Source organism: Stenotrophomonas nematodicola, assembly GCF_009467805.1.
GTDB lineage: Bacteria > Pseudomonadota > Gammaproteobacteria > Xanthomonadales > Xanthomonadaceae > Stenotrophomonas > Stenotrophomonas nematodicola.
This window is the reverse complement of sequence record NZ_WIAY01000003.1, coordinates 115,723-133,474: the sequence shown is the minus strand read 5'-3', so window position 1 is coordinate 133,474 and position 17,752 is coordinate 115,723. Positions and strand designations below refer to the sequence as shown.

General features: G+C 67.8%; 16 protein-coding genes. 15 read left to right on the top strand and 1 reads right to left on the bottom strand.

The genetic code is table 11. The features are described from left to right. Positions 1-191: 191 nt before the first annotated feature. The 15 genes from mraZ (at position 192) to lpxC (ending at position 17,023) form a co-directional block, all read left to right on the top strand. Positions 192-638, top strand: a complete 447-nt coding sequence (gene mraZ / locus GDJ08_RS11495) for a division/cell wall cluster transcriptional repressor MraZ (protein WP_017357226.1) — start codon at positions 192-194, stop codon at positions 636-638. Between the two features lie 14 nt (positions 639-652). Continuing rightward, a complete protein-coding gene (rsmH, locus tag GDJ08_RS11490; protein WP_153165009.1) occupies positions 653-1,621 on the top strand; it encodes a 16S rRNA (cytosine(1402)-N(4))-methyltransferase RsmH in 969 nt (322 codons plus the stop codon). Then, positions 1,618-1,881: a cell division protein FtsL gene (gene ftsL, locus GDJ08_RS11485; RefSeq protein ID WP_017357228.1), complete on the top strand. Its 264-nt coding sequence runs from the start codon at positions 1,618-1,620 to the stop codon at positions 1,879-1,881. The genes rsmH and ftsL overlap by 4 nt, the downstream gene beginning before the upstream one ends. Continuing rightward, a complete protein-coding gene (locus GDJ08_RS11480) occupies positions 1,878-3,722 on the top strand; it encodes a peptidoglycan D,D-transpeptidase FtsI family protein (protein ID WP_136003670.1) in 1,845 nt (614 codons plus the stop codon). Before ftsL ends, GDJ08_RS11480 begins: the two co-directional genes overlap by 4 nt. Further along, positions 3,719-5,203: a UDP-N-acetylmuramoyl-L-alanyl-D-glutamate--2,6-diaminopimelate ligase gene (locus GDJ08_RS11475; protein WP_153164901.1), complete on the top strand. Its 1,485-nt coding sequence runs from the start codon at positions 3,719-3,721 to the stop codon at positions 5,201-5,203. Before GDJ08_RS11480 ends, GDJ08_RS11475 begins: the two co-directional genes overlap by 4 nt. Beyond that, the gene (locus GDJ08_RS11470) at positions 5,200-6,594 is read left to right on the top strand and encodes a UDP-N-acetylmuramoyl-tripeptide--D-alanyl-D-alanine ligase (protein ID WP_153164900.1); all 1,395 of its coding nucleotides are present in this window, start codon (positions 5,200-5,202) and stop codon (positions 6,592-6,594) included. Before GDJ08_RS11475 ends, GDJ08_RS11470 begins: the two co-directional genes overlap by 4 nt. Continuing rightward, positions 6,584-7,669 carry a phospho-N-acetylmuramoyl-pentapeptide-transferase gene (gene mraY / locus GDJ08_RS11465; protein ID WP_017355440.1) on the top strand — a complete coding sequence of 362 codons (1,086 nt, stop codon included), beginning with the start codon at positions 6,584-6,586 and terminating at the stop codon, positions 7,667-7,669. Before GDJ08_RS11470 ends, mraY begins: the two co-directional genes overlap by 11 nt. Further along, positions 7,669-8,979: a putative lipid II flippase FtsW gene (gene ftsW, locus GDJ08_RS11460; RefSeq protein WP_017355441.1), complete on the top strand. Its 1,311-nt coding sequence runs from the start codon at positions 7,669-7,671 to the stop codon at positions 8,977-8,979. The genes mraY and ftsW overlap by 1 nt, the downstream gene beginning before the upstream one ends. Next, a complete protein-coding gene (gene murG / locus GDJ08_RS11455; RefSeq protein WP_017355442.1) occupies positions 8,976-10,067 on the top strand; it encodes an undecaprenyldiphospho-muramoylpentapeptide beta-N-acetylglucosaminyltransferase in 1,092 nt (363 codons plus the stop codon). The genes ftsW and murG overlap by 4 nt, the downstream gene beginning before the upstream one ends. A 43-nt stretch (positions 10,068-10,110) precedes the next feature. Further along, positions 10,111-11,547: a UDP-N-acetylmuramate--L-alanine ligase gene (gene murC, locus GDJ08_RS11450; protein WP_017355443.1), complete on the top strand. Its 1,437-nt coding sequence runs from the start codon at positions 10,111-10,113 to the stop codon at positions 11,545-11,547. After that, positions 11,544-12,509, top strand: a complete 966-nt coding sequence (locus GDJ08_RS11445) for a D-alanine--D-alanine ligase (protein ID WP_136003675.1) — start codon at positions 11,544-11,546, stop codon at positions 12,507-12,509. The genes murC and GDJ08_RS11445 overlap by 4 nt, the downstream gene beginning before the upstream one ends. Then, complete coding sequence (locus tag GDJ08_RS11440; protein WP_017355445.1) at positions 12,506-13,258, top strand: cell division protein FtsQ/DivIB; 753 nt, start codon at positions 12,506-12,508, stop codon at positions 13,256-13,258. Before GDJ08_RS11445 ends, GDJ08_RS11440 begins: the two co-directional genes overlap by 4 nt. Further along, a complete protein-coding gene (gene ftsA, locus GDJ08_RS11435) occupies positions 13,255-14,490 on the top strand; it encodes a cell division protein FtsA (protein ID WP_017355446.1) in 1,236 nt (411 codons plus the stop codon). Before GDJ08_RS11440 ends, ftsA begins: the two co-directional genes overlap by 4 nt. Before the next feature lie 168 nt (positions 14,491-14,658). Continuing rightward, positions 14,659-15,888, top strand: coding sequence for a cell division protein FtsZ (ftsZ, locus tag GDJ08_RS11430; RefSeq protein WP_017355447.1), 1,230 nt, complete (start codon positions 14,659-14,661; stop codon positions 15,886-15,888). 223 nt (positions 15,889-16,111) lie between these two features. Next, entirely contained in the window at positions 16,112-17,023 is a 912-nt protein-coding gene (lpxC, locus tag GDJ08_RS11425; RefSeq protein WP_017355448.1) for a UDP-3-O-acyl-N-acetylglucosamine deacetylase, read from the top strand. A 282-nt stretch (positions 17,024-17,305) separates the two neighbouring features. Here the strand turns inward: lpxC and GDJ08_RS11420 are convergent, their stop codons facing one another. After that, the gene (locus GDJ08_RS11420) at positions 17,306-17,749 is read right to left on the bottom strand and encodes a DciA family protein (protein WP_026070670.1); all 444 of its coding nucleotides are present in this window, start codon (positions 17,747-17,749) and stop codon (positions 17,306-17,308) included. Positions 17,750-17,752 lie beyond the last annotated feature (3 nt).

Below are 17,752 nucleotides of genomic sequence, written 5' to 3'. Positions count from 1 at the left end.
ACTTGTGGATAAGCCTTGAACAAGTCTCTAAACATTGCTGCAAGCCCTTGATGTTCCAAGTGATTTCGGCTTCGCAAAGTTGTTGACAACCCAATCGGCACTGCTAAGGTGGGCAACAGAGGGAAAACCGGGTTTTTTGTGGTTTTTCGTGGTTCAATGTTTCACCGGGCAAAGGAAAAGGTGCAGGCGTCGTGTTCCAGGGCGAGACGGCCATCACAGTTGATGACAAAGGGCGCATGGCGGTTCCCACCGCTTATCGCGACCTCGTCGCGCGCGCCAGCAACAACCGTCTCGTGCTCACCTACAACCCGTTCGAGTCCGGCTGCCTTTGGCTCTATGCCGAATCGGAGTGGGAGCGGGTGCGGGACGACGTCATGTCCAAGCCCAACACACAGCGTGTCGTGCGTCTGCTGCAACAGAAGCTGGTCGGTTCGGCCGCGCATCTGGAGCTGGACGGCAACGGTCGCATCAGTATTCCCGCCAGCCACCGTGGTGCCGTTGGCATTGAAAAGAAGGCGGTTCTGCTCGGCATGGGCGACAAATTTGAATTGTGGAGCGAGCAGGCACATCGCGCGTTGATCCAGCAGACATTGTCTGACGAGGATCTCGGCGATGGGTTGCTCGACCTGAAGTTGTGAGCCGGGGTGCCCGGGTGCGCGGGGGCGCGCAGGCCGGTCACCTTCCGGTGTCGCAGTCGCCGGCGGGCCATCTGCCGGTGCTGTACACGCAGGTCCTGGAAGGCCTGGCGGTGATCGAAAACGGACGGTATCTCGATGGCACGTTCGGTCGTGGCGGTCATGCCCGCGGCGTGCTCGAGCAACTCGGTCCTGGAGGCCGGCTGCTGGTCATGGACAAGGATCCCGAAGCGATTGCGGTGGCCGAGCGCGATTTCGCGCCGGATCCGCGCGTCTCGATCTTCCGTGGCAGCTTCGCCGACCTGCTGCATTGGGATGCCACCGCCGATGGCCTGGACGGGGTGCTGTTCGACCTCGGCGTGTCGTCGCCGCAGCTGGATGTGGCCGAGCGCGGTTTCAGCTTCGGCAAGGACGGCCCGCTGGACATGCGCATGGACCCGGACAGCGGCGAGAGCGCGGCGCAGTGGCTCAATCGCGTTGAAGAGCGTGAGCTCATGGATGTGCTGTGGACCTACGGCGAGGAGCGCCAGGGCCGCCGCATCGCCCGCGCGATCATTGCGCGCCGCGACAGGCAGCCGTTCGCCCGCACTGCCGAACTGGCCGAGCTGATCGCCTCGGTGATGCCGCGTGGCAAGGACAAAATCCACCCGGCCACGCGCAGCTTCCAGGCCATCCGCATCCACATCAACCGCGAACTGGCCGACCTCGAAGCCGGCCTGGACGCGGCAATGGCGCGGCTCAAGCCCGGTGGCCGGTTGGCGGTGATCAGCTTCCACTCGCTGGAAGACCGCATCGTCAAGCAGTTCATGAACCGTCATGCCAAGGCCCCGCCGACCAACCGCCGGCTGCCGGAACTGACGGCGTTCGTGCCGACGCTGGACCTGATCGGTGGCGCCATCAAGGCCGACGACGACGAGCTGGCGGTCAACCCGCGCTCGCGCAGTGCCGTGCTGCGTGTCGCCGAAAAGCGTGCGGTGGCCGGATGAGCCGCCTGCTGCTCATTGTGCTGCTGGCCTGCACGATCGCCTCGGCGATCGGCGTGGTGTTCATGCGCCACCGCCACCGCCAGACCTTTGTGGAGCTGTCCAAGGTCGAGCGCGCGCGCGATGAGCTCAATATCGAATTCGGCCGCCTGCAGCTGGAGCAGGCCACGCTGGCCGAAGCGACCCGGGTCGATCGCGTTGCCCGCGAACGCCTGGGCATGAAGTTCCCCGAGGCCGCCGACGTCGTGGTGGTGCGCCCATGAGCAAGTCCGGCCGCAACCGTGCCCGCAACAGCTTCAACCTGCGCCAGCGCCTGAAGTGGGTGGGTCTGGCGCTGGGGCTGTGCTCGGTGTCGCTGGTTGGCCGCGCCGCCTACGTGCAGATCATCAACAGCGAGTTCTACCAGCGCCAGGGCGAAGCCCGCTACCTGCGCGAGCTGCCGATCAACACCTCGCGCGGCATGATCACCGACCGCAACGGCGAGCCGGTGGCGGTGTCCACTCCGGTCGCCTCGATCTGGGTCAATCCGCAGGAACTGCTGCGCGAACCCGAGCGTATCCCGGAGCTGGCCACCGCGCTCGGCATGCCGCTGGACGAGCTCAACGCCCGCCTGGCGCAGAAGGCCGACAAGGAATTCATGTACCTGCGCCGCCGGATCAACCCCGACGACGCCGAGAAAGTGGTGGCGCTGAAGATCCCCGGCGTCGCCTCGCAGCGCGAGTTCCGCCGCTTCTACCCGCAGGGGGAGGCGATGGCGCACGTGCTGGGCTTCACCAACATCGACGACCGCGGCCAGGAAGGGCTGGAACTGGCCTTCGACGAGTGGCTGCGCGGCAAGCCCGGCGCCAAGCGGGTGATCCGCAACCGCAAGGGCGATACCGTCGAAAGCGATCTGTTGCGCCCGGCCGAACCCGGCAAGGACCTCACCCTCAGCATCGACCGCCGCATCCAGTTCCTGGCCTTCAAGGAGCTGCGCAACGCACTGATCGCCAACAAGGCGGCCGGTGGTTCGATGGTGATCATGGATGTGGCCACCGGCGAAGTGCTGGCGATGGTCAACCTGCCGACCTACAACCCCAATTCGGTCGGCGGTGCCGCGCCGGACACGCGCCGCAACCGCGCGGTCACCGATCTGGTCGAGCCCGGTTCGACCATGAAGCCGTTGACCATCGCCTCGGCGCTGCAGTCCGGCGTGGTCACCAAGGACACCATCGTGGACACCAATCCCGGCTACATGGCCGTGGGCCGGTTCACCATCAAGGACGTGCCGCGCAACAACGGCGTGCTCAACGTCACCGGCGTGATCACCCGCAGCTCGAACATCGGCGCCGCCAAGATCGCCGCCAGGATGCCGGACCAGGTGTTCTACGATCACGTCCACAGCTTCGGTTACGGCGTAGCTCCGCACAGCGGCTTCCCCGGCGAATCGGCCGGTGTGCTGAAGCGCCCCGCCCGGTGGGACGGTGCCACCAAGACCACCATGTCCTACGGCTATGGCCTGAATGTCACGCCGCTGCAGATCGCCACTGCGTACTCGGCGCTCGGCAACGGCGGCAAGCTGATCGCGCCCACCTTCGTGAAGGGACAGCGCAACGAAGGCAAGCAGATCATCGACGAGAACATCGCCAAGGAAGTGGTGGCGATGATGGAAACCGTGGTCACCCAGGGCGGCGCCAAGCAGGCGGCGGTGCTGGGCTACCACGTGGCCGGCAAGACCGGTACCGCGCGCAAGACCGGTCCGGGCGGATACGAGCGCGGGCATTACAACGCGCTGTTCGCCGGGGTCGTACCGGCCAGCAACCCGCGCTTCGCCACGGTGATCGTGATCAATGACCCGCAGGCGGGCAAATACTACGGCGGCCTGGTGTCGGCACCGGTGTTCCACAACGTCATGGAAGGCGCGCTGCGCCTGATGGACGTGCCGCCGGACGATATCGAGTCCTGGCTGGCCGCGCAGCAGTCCGGAAAGATGGGGCACTCCGCCTCGATCCTGCCGGCGCCGCCGGCCGAGGTGGTCCTGCCGGCCGATGCCGCCGCTGAATTCGATGCCGCGCTGCCCAGCGCGCACGCCACGACGCCCCCCGCGCAGGGAGGCACGCAATGAGCCAGACGATGTTGCTTTCGCAGTTGATTCCCGACGTGGCGCTGCCCCACGACCCGACCATCACCGGGCTGGTGCTGGACAGCCGCGCGGTGCGCCCGGGCAATGCCTTCGTGGCGATCGCCGGCTTCGGCGCGCACGGGCTGGGCTTCGTCGAGCAGGCACGTGCTGCCGGCGCGGGCGCGATCCTGTTCGATCCGCCGGCCCCGGCCGAGCTGCCGGCCCCGGCCGACGCGATCGCGGTGCCGGGCCTGCGCATGCGCATGGGCGCGATGGCCGACCAGTTCCACGGTCACCCCTCGCGCGCGATGACGATGGTGGGAGTGACCGGCACCAACGGCAAAACCTCCACCGTGCAGCTGCTGGCCCAGGCCTGGCACCAGCTTGGCATCCGCAGTGGAAGTATCGGCACGCTGGGGGTCGGACTTTATGGTGATGTGGTGCCGACCGGCTTCACCACCCCGCTGGTACTGCAGATGCACGCCGTGCTGGCGCAGCTGCGCGATGGCGGCGCGCAGGCAGTGGCGATGGAAGTCAGCTCGCACGCGCTCGACCAGGGGCGGGTGGACGCGGTCCACTACGACGTGGCGGTGTTCACCAACCTCACCCGCGATCATCTCGACTACCACGGCGACATGGCGCAGTACGGTGCGGCCAAGGCCAAGCTGTTCCACCGCGCGGGCCTGAAGGCCGCGGTGGTCAACCTCGACGACCCATTCGGCAGTGAACTGCTGCGCACCCTCGACGCCGGCGTGCAGCCGGTCGGGGTCAGCTCGCGCGGCGCGCAGCAGGCCGCGGTGCGTGCCGATTCGCTGACGCTCGACGGTCGCGGCATCGCCTTCGACCTGGTCGTTGGCGGTGAACGCCACCCGGTGCAGTCACCGCTGCTCGGCCGCTTCAACGTGGACAACCTGCTGGCCGTGGCCGGCGCGCTGCTGGCGCTGGACCATGCCCCGGCCACGATCGCCGCGCTGCTCTCGCAGCTGCAGCCGATCGCCGGCCGCATGAACCGTCTTGGCGGTGCGAACGGCCAGCCCACCGTGGTGATCGACTACGCCCATACCCCCGACGCGCTCGAACAGGCGCTGGCCAGTCTGCAGGGCCACCTGGCCGGGCGGCTGGTGTGCGTGTTCGGCTGCGGTGGCGAACGCGATACCGGCAAGCGCCCGCAGATGGCCGCCATTGCCGAACAGCACGCTGATGTGGTGATCGTCACCGACGACAACCCGCGCGGCGAAGACGGCGATGCCATCGTTGCCGACATCCTGGCCGGGCTGCGCGCGCCTGACGCCGCCATCGTGCAGCGCGACCGCGCCGCCGCGATCACCCGGGCGATCGGCCTGGCGGGCGCCGGCGACATCGTGCTGATCGCCGGCAAGGGTCATGAACCCTACCAGGAGATCGCCGGCGTGCAGCATCCGTTCAATGACACCGAGGTGGCCGCACGCGTCCTGGCGGCATCGCACGGGGAGGCGGCACGATGAAGCGCACGCCGCTGTCACTGATCGCCCACTGGGCCGGTGGCGAGATCCACGGTGAAGACACCGCGATCGACGCCATCAGCAACGATACCCGCACCCTGGCCCCCGGCAGCCTGTACGTGGCGCTGCGTGGCGAGCGCTTCGACGGCCACGACTTCGCCGCCGACGCCGTCGCGCGCGGCGCGTCGGCCATGCTGGTCGAGCGCCTGCTCGATGTGGCGCTGCCGCAGATCGTGGTCGCCGACAGCCAGCACGCGCTGGGTCGGATCGCCGCCGGCATGCAGCGTGACCGCCAGGCCGAGGTGTTCGCCATCACCGGCAGCAACGGCAAGACCAGCGTCAAGACCCTGCTGCTGGCGATCCTGCAGCAGGTTGCGCGCGAAGAAGGGCGCGTGGTGTATGCCAACCCCGGCAACCTCAACAATGAAATCGGCCTGCCGCTGGCGCTGATCGACGCCCCCGAAGACGCGGACTACGCGATCTACGAGATGGGCGCAGGCAAGCCGGGTGACATCGCCTACCTGACCGACATCGTGCGCCCGCGCTATGCGCTGGTGAACAACATCGCGCCGGCGCATCTGGAACGCATGGGCAGCCTGCAGGGCGTGGCGACCACCAAGGGCGCCATCTACGCCGCGCTACCGGCCGATGGCGTGGCGGTGATCAATGCCGACGACGCCTTCGGTGCCTGGTTCGAACAGCACGTGGTCGGCCAGCCGCCGCGCAGCCGCGTGCTGCGCTACGGCCTGGACCACAGTGCCGACATCACCGCGCTGTCGGTGCGCCTCAGCGTCTCGGGCAGCCGGTTCGTGCTGTCCACCCCGCAGGGCCAGGCCGAAATCGTGCTGGCGTTGCCGGGCCGCCACAACATCGGCAACGCGCTGGCCGCCACATCGCTGGCGCTGGCGGCCGGCATCACCCTGGCCCAGGTCGCCGCCGGTCTGGCGCGCGCCGAGCCGGTGCCGGGCCGTCAGGTCGCGCACGTGCTGCCGGGTGGCGCGGTGCTGATCGATGACAGCTACAACGCCAACCCCGGTTCGCTGGCCGCCGCCATCGATGCGCTGGCCGCCGCCGGCGACGAAGGCTGGCTGGTGCTCGGCGACATGCGCGAGCTCGGCCCGGACGGCGAAGCGCTGCACGCGCAGGCCGGCCGGCGCGCGCGCGACGCCGGGCTCAAGCGGCTGTACACGCTGGGCACACTGAGCGCCGCCGCGTCGGCCGCTTTCGGCGACGGTGGCCGCCATTTCAGCGACCACGACACCCTGGCCGCTGCACTGGCCACCGAACTGCATGCTGGCGTGCGCTGCCTGGTCAAGGGCTCGCGCGGCAGTGCGATGGACAAAATTGTCAAAGCGCTGCTGGCGCGAGGAGAGGAAACCCCCAATGTTGCTTGAACTGGCCCGATGGTTGCAGCAGTTGGAGAGCCTGTTCGGGCTGTTCGGCTATCTGACTCTGCGCGGCATCCTCGCGGCGCTGACCGCGTTGTTCCTGTCGCTGTGGCTGGGGCCGGCGATGATCCGCAGGCTGGCCCAGTTCAAGGGTGGCCAGCCGATCCGTACCGACGGTCCGCAGACCCACTTCTCCAAGGCCGGCACGCCCACGATGGGCGGTTCGCTGATCCTGCTGACCATCACCCTGTCAGTGCTGCTGTGGGCCGATCTGCGCAACCGCTATGTCTGGGTGGTGCTGGCGGTGATGCTGTGCTTCGGCGCGATCGGCTGGTACGACGACTGGATCAAGATCGTGCGCCGTGACCCGAACGGTCTGAAGTCGCGCTGGAAGTACCTGCTGCAGTCGATCTTCGGCCTGGCCGCCGGCCTGTTCCTGTTCTATACGGCCGATGTACCGGCCGCGATGACCTTCTATATCCCGATGTTCAAGTCGGTGGCGCTGCCGCTGGCCGGCATCAGCTTTGTGGCCATCGCCTACTTCTGGATCGTCGGCTTCTCCAACGCGGTCAACCTGACCGACGGCCTGGACGGGCTGGCGATCATGCCGACCGTGCTGGTCGCCTGCGCGCTGGGTGTCTTCGCCTACGCCTCGGGCAACGTGGTGTTCTCCAGCTACCTGCAGATCCCGCAGATTCCCGGCGCCGGTGAACTGGTGATCATCTGCGCGGCCATCGCCGGCGCGGGCCTGGGCTTTTTGTGGTTCAACACCTACCCGGCGATGGTGTTCATGGGCGACATCGGCGCGTTGGCGCTGGGCGCGGTGCTGGGCACGATCGCGGTGATCACCCGCCAGGAACTGGTGCTGGTGATCATGGGCGGTGTCTTCGTTGTCGAGACGCTGTCGGTGATGATCCAGGTCGCCTCGTTCAAGCTGACCGGCAAGCGCGTGTTCCGCATGGCTCCGATCCACCACCACTTCGAACTGAAGGGCTGGCCGGAACCGCGCGTGATCGTGCGCTTCTGGATCATTTCGGTGGTGCTGGTCCTGATCGGCCTGGCCACGTTGAAGGTCCGCTGATGAACGATCTGTCGCGCCAGGCAACCCGCCTTGAAGCCATCGGAGGCCACTTCGACAAGTGGCTGCTGGGCGCGATCATCGCGCTCACCGGGCTGGGCGTGGTGATGGTCGCGTCCAGCTCGATCGCGTTGATGAGCAGCCCGTTCTACTACCTCAACCGCCACTTGATCTTCCTGGCGGTCGGCATCGGGCTGGCCATCGTGGCCATGCGCACCGAGCTCAAGAGCATCGAGCAGTACAACCAGATCCTGCTGCTGGGCTGCTTCGCCCTGCTGGTGGTGGTGTTCATCCCCGGCCTGGGCAGCAGCGTCAACGGTGCCCGGCGCTGGATCAACCTGGGCATCTCCAAGTTCCAGACGGTCGAAGCGGTCAAAGTGCTCTACATCGTGTGGCTGTCCAGCTACCTGGTGCGCTTCCGCGACGAGGTCAACGCGACCTGGCCGGCGATGCTCAAGCCGCTCGGCGTGGCCGGCGCGCTGGTGGTACTGCTGCTGCTTCAGCCGGACTTCGGTTCTTCCACCCTGTTGCTGGCGATCACCGCCGGCATGCTGGTGCTGGGCGGGGTGAACATGCCGCGCATGTCCATGCCGGTGGTCATCGGCATGGTCGGCATGAGCGCACTGGCGATCATCGAGCCGTACCGCATGCGCCGCATCACCTCCTTCCTGGACCCGTGGGCCGACCAGCAGGGCGACGGCTACCAGCTGTCCAACGCGCTGATGGCCGTGGGCCGCGGCGAGTGGACCGGCGTGGGCCTGGGCAACTCGGTGCAGAAGCTGTACTACCTGCCCGAAGCGCATACCGACTTCATCTTCTCGGTGACCGCCGAGGAGCTGGGCTTCCTCGGCACGTGCCTGATCATCGCGCTGTACGCGCTGCTGGTGGGCCGCACCTTCTGGCTGGGCATGCGCTGCGTGGAGATGAAGCGTCACTTCTCCGGCTACATCGCCTTCGGCATCGGCCTGTGGATCAGCATGCAGAGCTTCGTGTCGATCGGGGTCAACCTCGGCATCCTGCCGACCAAGGGCCTGACCCTGCCGCTGATCTCGTCCGGTGGTTCCAGTGTGCTGATGACCTGCGTGGCGATGGGCCTGCTGTTGCGCGTGTCCTATGAGCTGGACCGCGCCGAGCGGCGCCAGGCCGTGCGCATGGGCGCGCCCGAGGGCGACGACGGTGCCGCTGCGGCCGACGCGCCGACCAGCGCCACGGCCGTCGCCGCCGCCCTGCAGGATGCCCCGCGCGACAGCTCGCCGCGCGGCACCAGCCGCATGCAGCAACGCATCGAACCGACCCTGGGGAGGATGGGATGAGCCTGCCCGTTGCCCCTTCCGAACGCCCGGTGATGATCATGGCCGGTGGTACCGGCGGCCACATTTTCCCCGGCCTGGCCGTGGCGCGCGTGCTGCGCGAACGCGGTGTGCCGGTCACCTGGCTCGGCGCCGATGGCGCGATGGAAACCCGCCTAGTGCCGCAGCACGGCATCCACATCGACACGTTGGCCATCAGCGGCCTGCGCGGCAAGGGCACGCTGGCCCTGATCGGTGCGCCGTGGCGCCTGCTGCGCGCGGTGCGTGCCGCCGGCTTCCTGATCCGCGACCGTCAGCCGCGCGCGGTGATCGCCTTCGGTGGCTTCGCCTCCGGTCCGGGTGGACTGGCCGCGCGCCTGCACGGCCTGCCGCTGCTGGTGCACGAACAGAACCGCGCGCCGGGCCTGACCAATCGCGTGCTGTCGCGCGTCGCGCGGCGCATCCTGACCGGTTTCCCGGGCAGCTTCGCCGCGCGCGAGGAAGCGGTGGGCAATCCGGTGCGCGCCGAGATCGCCGCGATCGCTATTCCCGAATCGCGCCTGGCCAACCGCCAGGGGCCGCTGCGCCTGCTGGTGCTTGGCGGCAGCCAGGGTGCGCGCGCGTTGAACAACGCCGTGCCCAAGGCGCTGGCGGCACTGGGCGCGCGCGTTGCCATCGACGTGCGCCACCAGAGCGGCGAGAAGCTGCATGCCGAAGCCGTCACTGCCTACCGCGAGGCTGGCGTAACCGCGCAGGTGGATGCGTTCATCGCCGACATGGCCGAAGCGTACGCCTGGGCCGACCTGGTGGTGTGCCGTTCCGGCGCGTCCACCCTGGCCGAGCTGTGCGCGGTGGGCGTCGGCAGCGTGCTGGTGCCGTTTGCGGCCGCCGTCGACGATCACCAGACCCGCAATGCGGAGTACCTGGTCGAGCGCGGCGCGGCCGTATTGCTGAAGCAGGATGAAACGCTGGCAACGCACCTGCAGGGCGTGCTGCACGAATTGTCCGAAAATTCCGCCCGACGCATGCAGATGGCCAATGCCGCGCGTGCCCTGGCCAAGGTCGATGCCGCTGAGCGCATCGCCGACATCATCCTCGAGGAATCCAAATGAACACCGCACCGCGCCACGGCGCAGGCCCGACGCGAGGCCGCGCATGATCCGCCGCCTGCACGACACCAACGACCTGGTACGCGCCTTCCCGCGCGTGCACTTCGTTGGCATTGGCGGCACCGGCATGAGCGGCATCGCCGAAGTGATGCTGACCCTGGGCTATGAAGTGTCCGGCTCGGACAACGCCGACAACGCCGCCACCCGCCGCTTGGCCGGCCTGGGCGCGCGCGTGATGCGCGGCCATTCCGCCGCCAACGTGCTCGGCACCGACTGCGTGGTGGTCTCCAGCGCGATCCGCGAGGACAACCCGGAACTGATGGAAGCGCGCAGCCAGCGCATTCCGATCATGCCGCGCGCGGCCATGCTGGCCGAGCTGATGCGGTTCCGTCGTGGCATCGCCGTCGCCGGTACCCACGGCAAGACCACCACCACCAGCCTGACCGCGGCGGTGCTGAGCGAGGGCGGGCTGGACCCGACCTTCGTGATCGGCGGCCAGCTGCTGGCTGCCGGCGCCAATGCCAAGCTTGGCAGCGGGCAGTGGCTGGTGGCCGAGGCCGACGAAAGCGATGGCAGCTTCCTGCGCCTGAACCCGCTGGTGTCGGTGATCACCAACATCGACGCGGACCATCTGGAGAACTACGGCAACGACTTCTCGCGGGTCCAGGCCGCCTTTGCCGAGTTCCTGCAGCGCCTGCCGTTCTACGGGCTGGCGGTGCTGTGCATCGACGATCCGGAAGTGGCCGCCCTGGCCGCACAGACCCCGCGCCATGTCATGAGCTATGGCATGAGCGGCACCGCCGACGTGCGCGCCGAGGACGTGGTCCAGGACGGCCCGCGCATGCGCTTCACCCTGCGCCTGCCGGAGGGCAGCAGCCACCCGGTGACGCTGGCGCTGCCGGGCAGGCACAACGTGCTCAACGCGCTGGCCGCCGCCGCGGTCGGCTGGCAGCTCGGTGTCGCCCCGGAGGCCATCGCGCGTGCACTGGAAGGCTTCGCCGGCATCGGCCGTCGCTTCAACGACCTGGGCATCGTCACCACCCGCACCGGCGCCAAGGTGCGCGTGATCGACGACTACGGCCACCACCCGCGCGAGCTGGCTGCGGTATTTGCCGCCGCCCGTGGCGGCTGGCCGACCCAGCGCCTGGTGGTGGCGTTCCAGCCGCACCGTTACAGCCGTACCCGCGATCAGTTCGACGCCTTCGCCGCGGTGCTGTCCGAAGTGGACGCGCTCGTGCTGAGCGAGGTCTACCCGGCCGGCGAGGCGCCGATCCCCGGCGCCGATTCGCGCTCGCTGGCCCGTGCGATCCGTGCGCGCGGCCGCAGCGAGCCGGTCGTGGTCGGCCAGGCGGCAGAGCTGGCGCACGTGCTGCCTGACGTGCTGCAGGACGGCGACCTGCTGCTGATGATGGGCGCCGGCGACATCGGCTACGTGGCCCAGCACATCGCGGTGGACGGTTTCCAGGAGGCACCGGCCGAATGAGCGCATTCGTGTTTCCCTCGCTGCGCATCACCGACCCGGCCGCCTTCGGCCGCGTCGCGGTGCTGCTCGGCGGCAGCTCCAGCGAGCGCGAGGTATCGCTCGATTCCGGCCGCAACGTGATCGAGGCGCTGCGCGCCCGTGGTGTCGATGCGACCGCCGTGGACGGCATTCCGGCGCTGGCCCAGGCCCTGGCCGAGCGCCGCTTCGACCGTGTGTTCAACATTCTCCACGGCCACAACGGCGGGGGCGAAGACGGCATCGTGCAGGGGCTGATGGAGGCCTTCGCCGTGCCGTACACCGGCTCGGACGTGCTCGGCTCGGCGCTGAGCATGGACAAGATCCGCACCAAGCAGGTGTGGCTGGCACACGGCCTGCCGACCCCGCGCTTCGTGTCGATCGGCACCGGTGCCGATGTGCATGCGGCCGCGCGCGAGCTCGGCCTGCCGGTGGTGGTCAAGCCGGCCAATGAAGGCTCCAGCGTGGGCATCAGCCGGGTCACCGAGGAATCGGGCCTGGACGAGGCCGTGGCGCTGGCCGTGCGCTACGACGGCCAGCTGCTGATGGAGCAGATGGTGGTCGGCGATGAGCTGACCGTGGCCATCCTCGGTGATGTCGCGCTGCCGTCGATCCGCATCGTGCCCAAGGGCCAGTGGTACGACTACAACGCCAAGTACATCGCCGAAGACACCCAGTACCTGTGCCCGGGTCTGGAGGGTGAGGACGAGATCGAGATCCGGCGCATCGCACTGGCGGCGTTCCGCGCCGCCGGCTGCAGCGGCTGGGGCCGTGTCGACGTGATGCGCGATCGCAGCAGCGGCCGCTTCTACCTGCTCGAGGTCAATACCGCCCCGGGCATGACCAGTCACTCGCTGGTGCCGAAGGCAGCCCGTCAGGCCGGCATCGACTTCGAGGAACTGGTCTGGCGCGTGCTGGAGCAGACCGTGGAGGTGCGCTCCGCATGAACGCCGTGCTGCGCATCTTCGTCTGGTTGCTTGCCCTGTCGCTGGTGGCGCTGCCCGTGGTGGCGGTGCTCAACGGCTGGGTCGGCGCCGAGCGCTGGCCGCTGGCGAAACTGCGGGTGCACGGTGAATTCAAGCGCGTGCCGGCCGAACAGCTGCAGCAGGTGGTCCTGCCCTATGCCAGGGCCGGCTTCTTCGCGGTCAAACTGCAGGACGCCCAGGACGCGATCGAAGGCCTGCCGTGGGTGGAAAGCGCGCAGGTTCGCAAGCAGTGGCCGGACGTGCTGGAAATCCGCCTGGTCGAACACAAGCCCTTTGCGCACTGGGGCAAGGACCGTCTGCTGTCCGAGCAGGGCAAGCTGTTCGCCACGCCGCGCAAGCTGCAGGACGTCGAGCTGCCCGACCTGGACGGCCCGGACACCCAGACCGCTGAAGTGGTGGCGCTCTACAACGATGCGCGCGCGCTGTTCGCGCCGGCCGGGGTGGACGTCAAGCGGGTCACGATGGACGCGCGCGGCAGCTGGTCGCTGCTGCTGAGCAACGGCACCGAAGTGGTGGTCGGCCGCGACGATGCGCGCTCGCGCCTGCAGCGCTTCGTGCGCGTGCTGCCGCAGCTGGCCAGCCAGCAGGCGCCGATCGAACGCGCCGACCTCCGATATACCAATGGTTTCACGCTGAGCTGGGGCACCCCGGCCCCGGCCGCGCCGGCCGCACCGGCCAATGTGGCGCACAGGACGCAGGACAGGACATGAATCGCAAGGGTGACAAATCGCTGATCGTCGGCTTGGACATCGGCACCTCCAAGGTGGTGGCGCTGGTCGGCGAGTACTCGCCGGGCAATCCGATCGAGGTCATCGGCATCGGTTCGCACGAATCGCGCGGCCTCAAGCGCGGCGTGGTGGTGGATATCGAGTCCACCGTTCAGTCGATCCAGCGTGCGGTCGAAGAGGCCGAGCTGATGGCGGGCTGCGAGATCCGTTCGGTGTATGCCTCGATCTCGGGCAACCACGTGCAGTGCAAGAACTCGCCCGGCATCGTGCCGATCCGCGATGGCGAAGTGACCTGGGGCGACCTGGACCGCGTGCTCGATGCGGCCAAGGCCGTGGCGATCCCGGCCGACCAGAAGATCCTGCATGCCATCCCGCGCGAGTACGTCCTGGACGATTCGCAGGAAGGCATCCGCAACCCGGTCGGCATGACCGGAGTGCGCCTGGAAGTACATGCGCACCTGGTGGTGTGCGCGCAGTCGGCCGCGGCCAACATCTCCAAGTGCGTGCAGCGCTGCGGCCTGCAGGTCGACGACCTGGTGCTGTCCTCGCTGGCCTCCAGCGTGGCGGTGCTGACCGCCGACGAGCGCGAGCTGGGCGTGGTGCTGGTCGACATGGGCGCCGGCACCACCGATCTGGCCGTGTTCGTGCAGGGCGCCATCTGCCACACCGCCTCGCTGCCGATCGCCGGCGACCACGTCACCAACGACATCGCGCATATGCTGCGCACGCCGACCCCGGAAGCGGAGCAGATCAAGGTGCGCTATGCGTGTGCCCTGGCCCAGCTGGCCACCGCCGAGGAAAGCATCCAGGTGCCCAGCGTCGGCGATCGTCCGCCGCGCCGGATGCCGCGCCATGCGCTCGCGCAGGCGGTGCAGGGTCGCTACGAGGAAATCTTCGAGATGGTGCAGGCCGAACTGCGTCGCTCCGGATTCGAGGAACTGGTGCGCGCCGGCATGGTGCTCACCGGCGGTGCCTCGAAGATGGAAGGCGTGGTCGAACTGGCCGAGGAAATGCTGCAGATGCCGGTCCGCGTGGGCATCCCGCAGCATGTCACCGGGCTCGGCGAAGTGGTGGGCAACCCGGTGCACGCCACCGGCGTGGGCCTGCTGCTGATGGGCAGCCAGATCGAACACCCGCGCCGTCCGTCGCTGCCCACCGGGCGCGCGGGCAGCATGTTCAAGAAACTCAAAACCTGGTTCCGGGGCGAGTTCTGACGCCCCCGCGGTACAGCCGACTGTTGGTCGGCTGGTTCAACACCGGCCTTGGCCGGCGCTTCAAACAGCAACACACAACCCACACAGCCGCAACGGCAACATGCAGCGCGAAGGCAGGACGCCTGGACGCCCATGCCACCCAGAAGCGGATACAACGAGGACACGGACATGGCGCATTTCGAACTGATTGAAAAGATGGCACCCAATGCGGTGATCAAGGTGATCGGCGTGGGCGGCGGCGGCGGCAACGCCGTGGCGCACATGGTGAGCACCAGCGTGGACGGCGTGGAGTTCATCACCGCCAACACCGATTCGCAGGCCATCAAGAACTGCGGCGCCAAGCTGCAGCTGCAGCTTGGTACCAACGTCACCAAGGGCCTGGGCGCCGGCGCGAACCCGGAAGTCGGCCGCCAGGCCGCGCTGGAAGACCGCGAGCGCATCATGGACGCCCTGCAGGGTGCGGACATGGTGTTCATCACCGCCGGCATGGGCGGCGGTACCGGCACCGGTGCCGCACCGGTGGTGGCACAGCTGGCCAAGGAGATGGGCATCCTGACCGTCGCCGTGGTCACCAAGCCGTTCCCCTTCGAAGGCCGTCGCCGCATGCAGGTCGCGCTGAAGGGCATCGAGGAGCTGAGCCAGCACTGCGACTCGCTGATCACCATTCCGAACGAAAAGCTGATCACCGTGCTGGGCCGCAATGCCACCATGATCCAGGCCTTCCGTGCCGCCAACGACGTGCTGCAGGGCGCCGTGCAGGGCATCGCCGATCTGATCGTGCGTCCGGGCCTGATCAACGTCGACTTCGCCGACGTGCGCACCGTGATGTCGGAAATGGGTCTGGCGATGATGGGCACGGGCACCGCGCGTGGCGATGACCGCGCCCAGGCCGCTGCTGAAGCCGCCATCCAGAACCCGCTGCTGGACGATGTGAACCTGGCCGGCGCCAACGGCATCCTGGTCAACATCACCGCCGGTGCCGACTTCACGATGGCCGAGTTCGACGAGATCGGCCGCACCATCGATGGCTTCGCGTCCGAAGACGCCACCGTGGTGGTGGGTACCGTGCTCGATCCGGACATGCAGGACGAAGTCCGCGTGACCGTGGTGGCCACCGGCCTGAACCGTGTTGTCAGCGCCAAGACCCAGCGTCCGGGCGAACGCGCGCCGATCAAGCTGGTCCGCAACGCCACCACCGGCCAGCCGGAGTTCGGCGAGTTCGACACCGGTGGCGATGCCGTGTCCAAGGCGGTGGGTGGCATGGGTCTGGGTCTGCGTCGTCCGAGCGCGGATACCGTGGCGCCGTCGTCGTCGTCGTCCTCCTCGGGCCCGGCCGCGGCCGAGCTGCCGAACGATTACCTGGACATCCCGGCGTTCCTGCGCCGCCAGGCGGACTGAGGAACGCCCACCCGGGGTCTTGTCCTCCCCGGTGAGCGCCTCCATGTCCCATGCTGCCGGGCCAGGATCGGCCCGGCAGTCTGCCGCCCCGTCGCCACGACCCTGTGTCATGGCCCCTTGGCGGTGGTATCGATGCACCCCGGTTCAGAAAGGGGTGGCGGTACTGCGTGTTATTCTTGTTTGTCACTTGTCGCGCTGACCGCGCGCTATCCGGCCTGGCCCCATGATTCCGCAACGCACCCTCAAGAACACGATCCGCGCCACCGGCGTTGGCCTTCACAGTGGCGACAAGGTCTACATGACCCTGCGCCCGGCCCCGGTCAATCACGGCATCGTGTTCCGTCGCGTGGACCTGGACCCGGTGGTGGAAGTCCCCGCCCGTGCCGATCTGGTCACCGAAGTGACCCTGTGCACCGGCCTGACCCACCACGACGCCAAGATCCAGACCGTCGAACACCTGATGTCGGCCCTGGCCGGCCTGGGTGTGGACAACATCATCGTGGAGCTGTCCTCGGCCGAACTGCCGATCATGGACGGTTCTTCCGGCCCCTTCGTGTTCCTGCTGCAGTCGGCGGGCATCGCCGAACAGGACGCGCCGAAGCGGTTCATCCGCATCCTCAAGACGGTTGAAGTGACCGACGGCGACAAGGTCGCCCGGTTCGAACCGTATGAAGGCTACAAGCTTGGCTTCACCATCCAGTTCGACCACCCGATGATTCCCGCCAAGCAGTCGCGTGCGGAGATCGAGTTCTCGACCCTGGCCTACACCAAGGAAATCTCCCGCGCGCGCACGTTCGGTTTCATGCGCGACCTGGAGTACATGCGCGAGCGCAATCTCGGCCTGGGTGGCTCGATGGACAACGCCATCGTGCTGGACGAGTTCCGTGTGCTCAACGATGACGGCCTGCGCTACGCCGACGAGTTCGTGCGCCACAAGATTCTCGATGCGATCGGCGATCTCTACCTGGCCGGTGGCCAGGTCCTGGGCGCCTATGAAGGGTTCAAGTCGGGGCATGCCCTGAACAACAAGCTGGTGCGCGCGCTGCTGGCCGATGCCTCGGCGTGGGAGTGGGTGAGCTACGAATCGCCGGCCGCTCCGGCCCCGGTGGCGTATGGAATGCCCGCCTACGCGTAAGATGGTTTTTGCAAGCCATTGAAATGAAAGAAAAAACAACGGCGCCGATGGCGCCGTTCGCGTATCCGGACCGGACGCCAGCGCTGGCGTTGACGTGAATGAACCGTGGGGGTGCCTACGTCACGGATTTGTGAACCCGATCAATTTATCGTCGATGTTTAACGCGTTTCTAACAAAACGCTAACGACTGGGCGACCATCCACCGCTACGATGCTGGCCGGCTCCCTGCCAAGTTCACATGCTCGTGACGCGGCGGGGAAGGGGCTGGATGCCCCGATGCAGTCAGGAGGTGGAGGACGAATCCACGTCGTGCAGACAAGCCAAGGCGTCGCGTAGCCCTTTGTGCGTGGCGGCTGAAACTGCGTGGGGGCCATTCCGGTTGTCGAGCGCTGGGGAGCGCGGTGGAGGGGCAGACGCAGTCTTGACGGTCACCTTGGTGACTTTCAGCCCGATGGACCGGGCCGCGTCGATGAGCTGGGCTTCGGCAAGCCGCACCTTGGCATGCCAGACCGGGGACTCGACGAGAAAAACGAGGTGTTCGCCGTTCACATTCGCCAGCCGGCAACGGGTGGCCAGGGTGGGCGGCAAATGGGGGCGCAACTGCCGGTCCAGCGCATCGAGCCACAAGGCTCGGCGCAACGGGTTTCCGGATTTGTCCGCCATGACTGCATCCAGCGCCGGTTTCGGTGTTGAAGCAGGACGGGCACTGGATTTCGGCTCAGACATGAA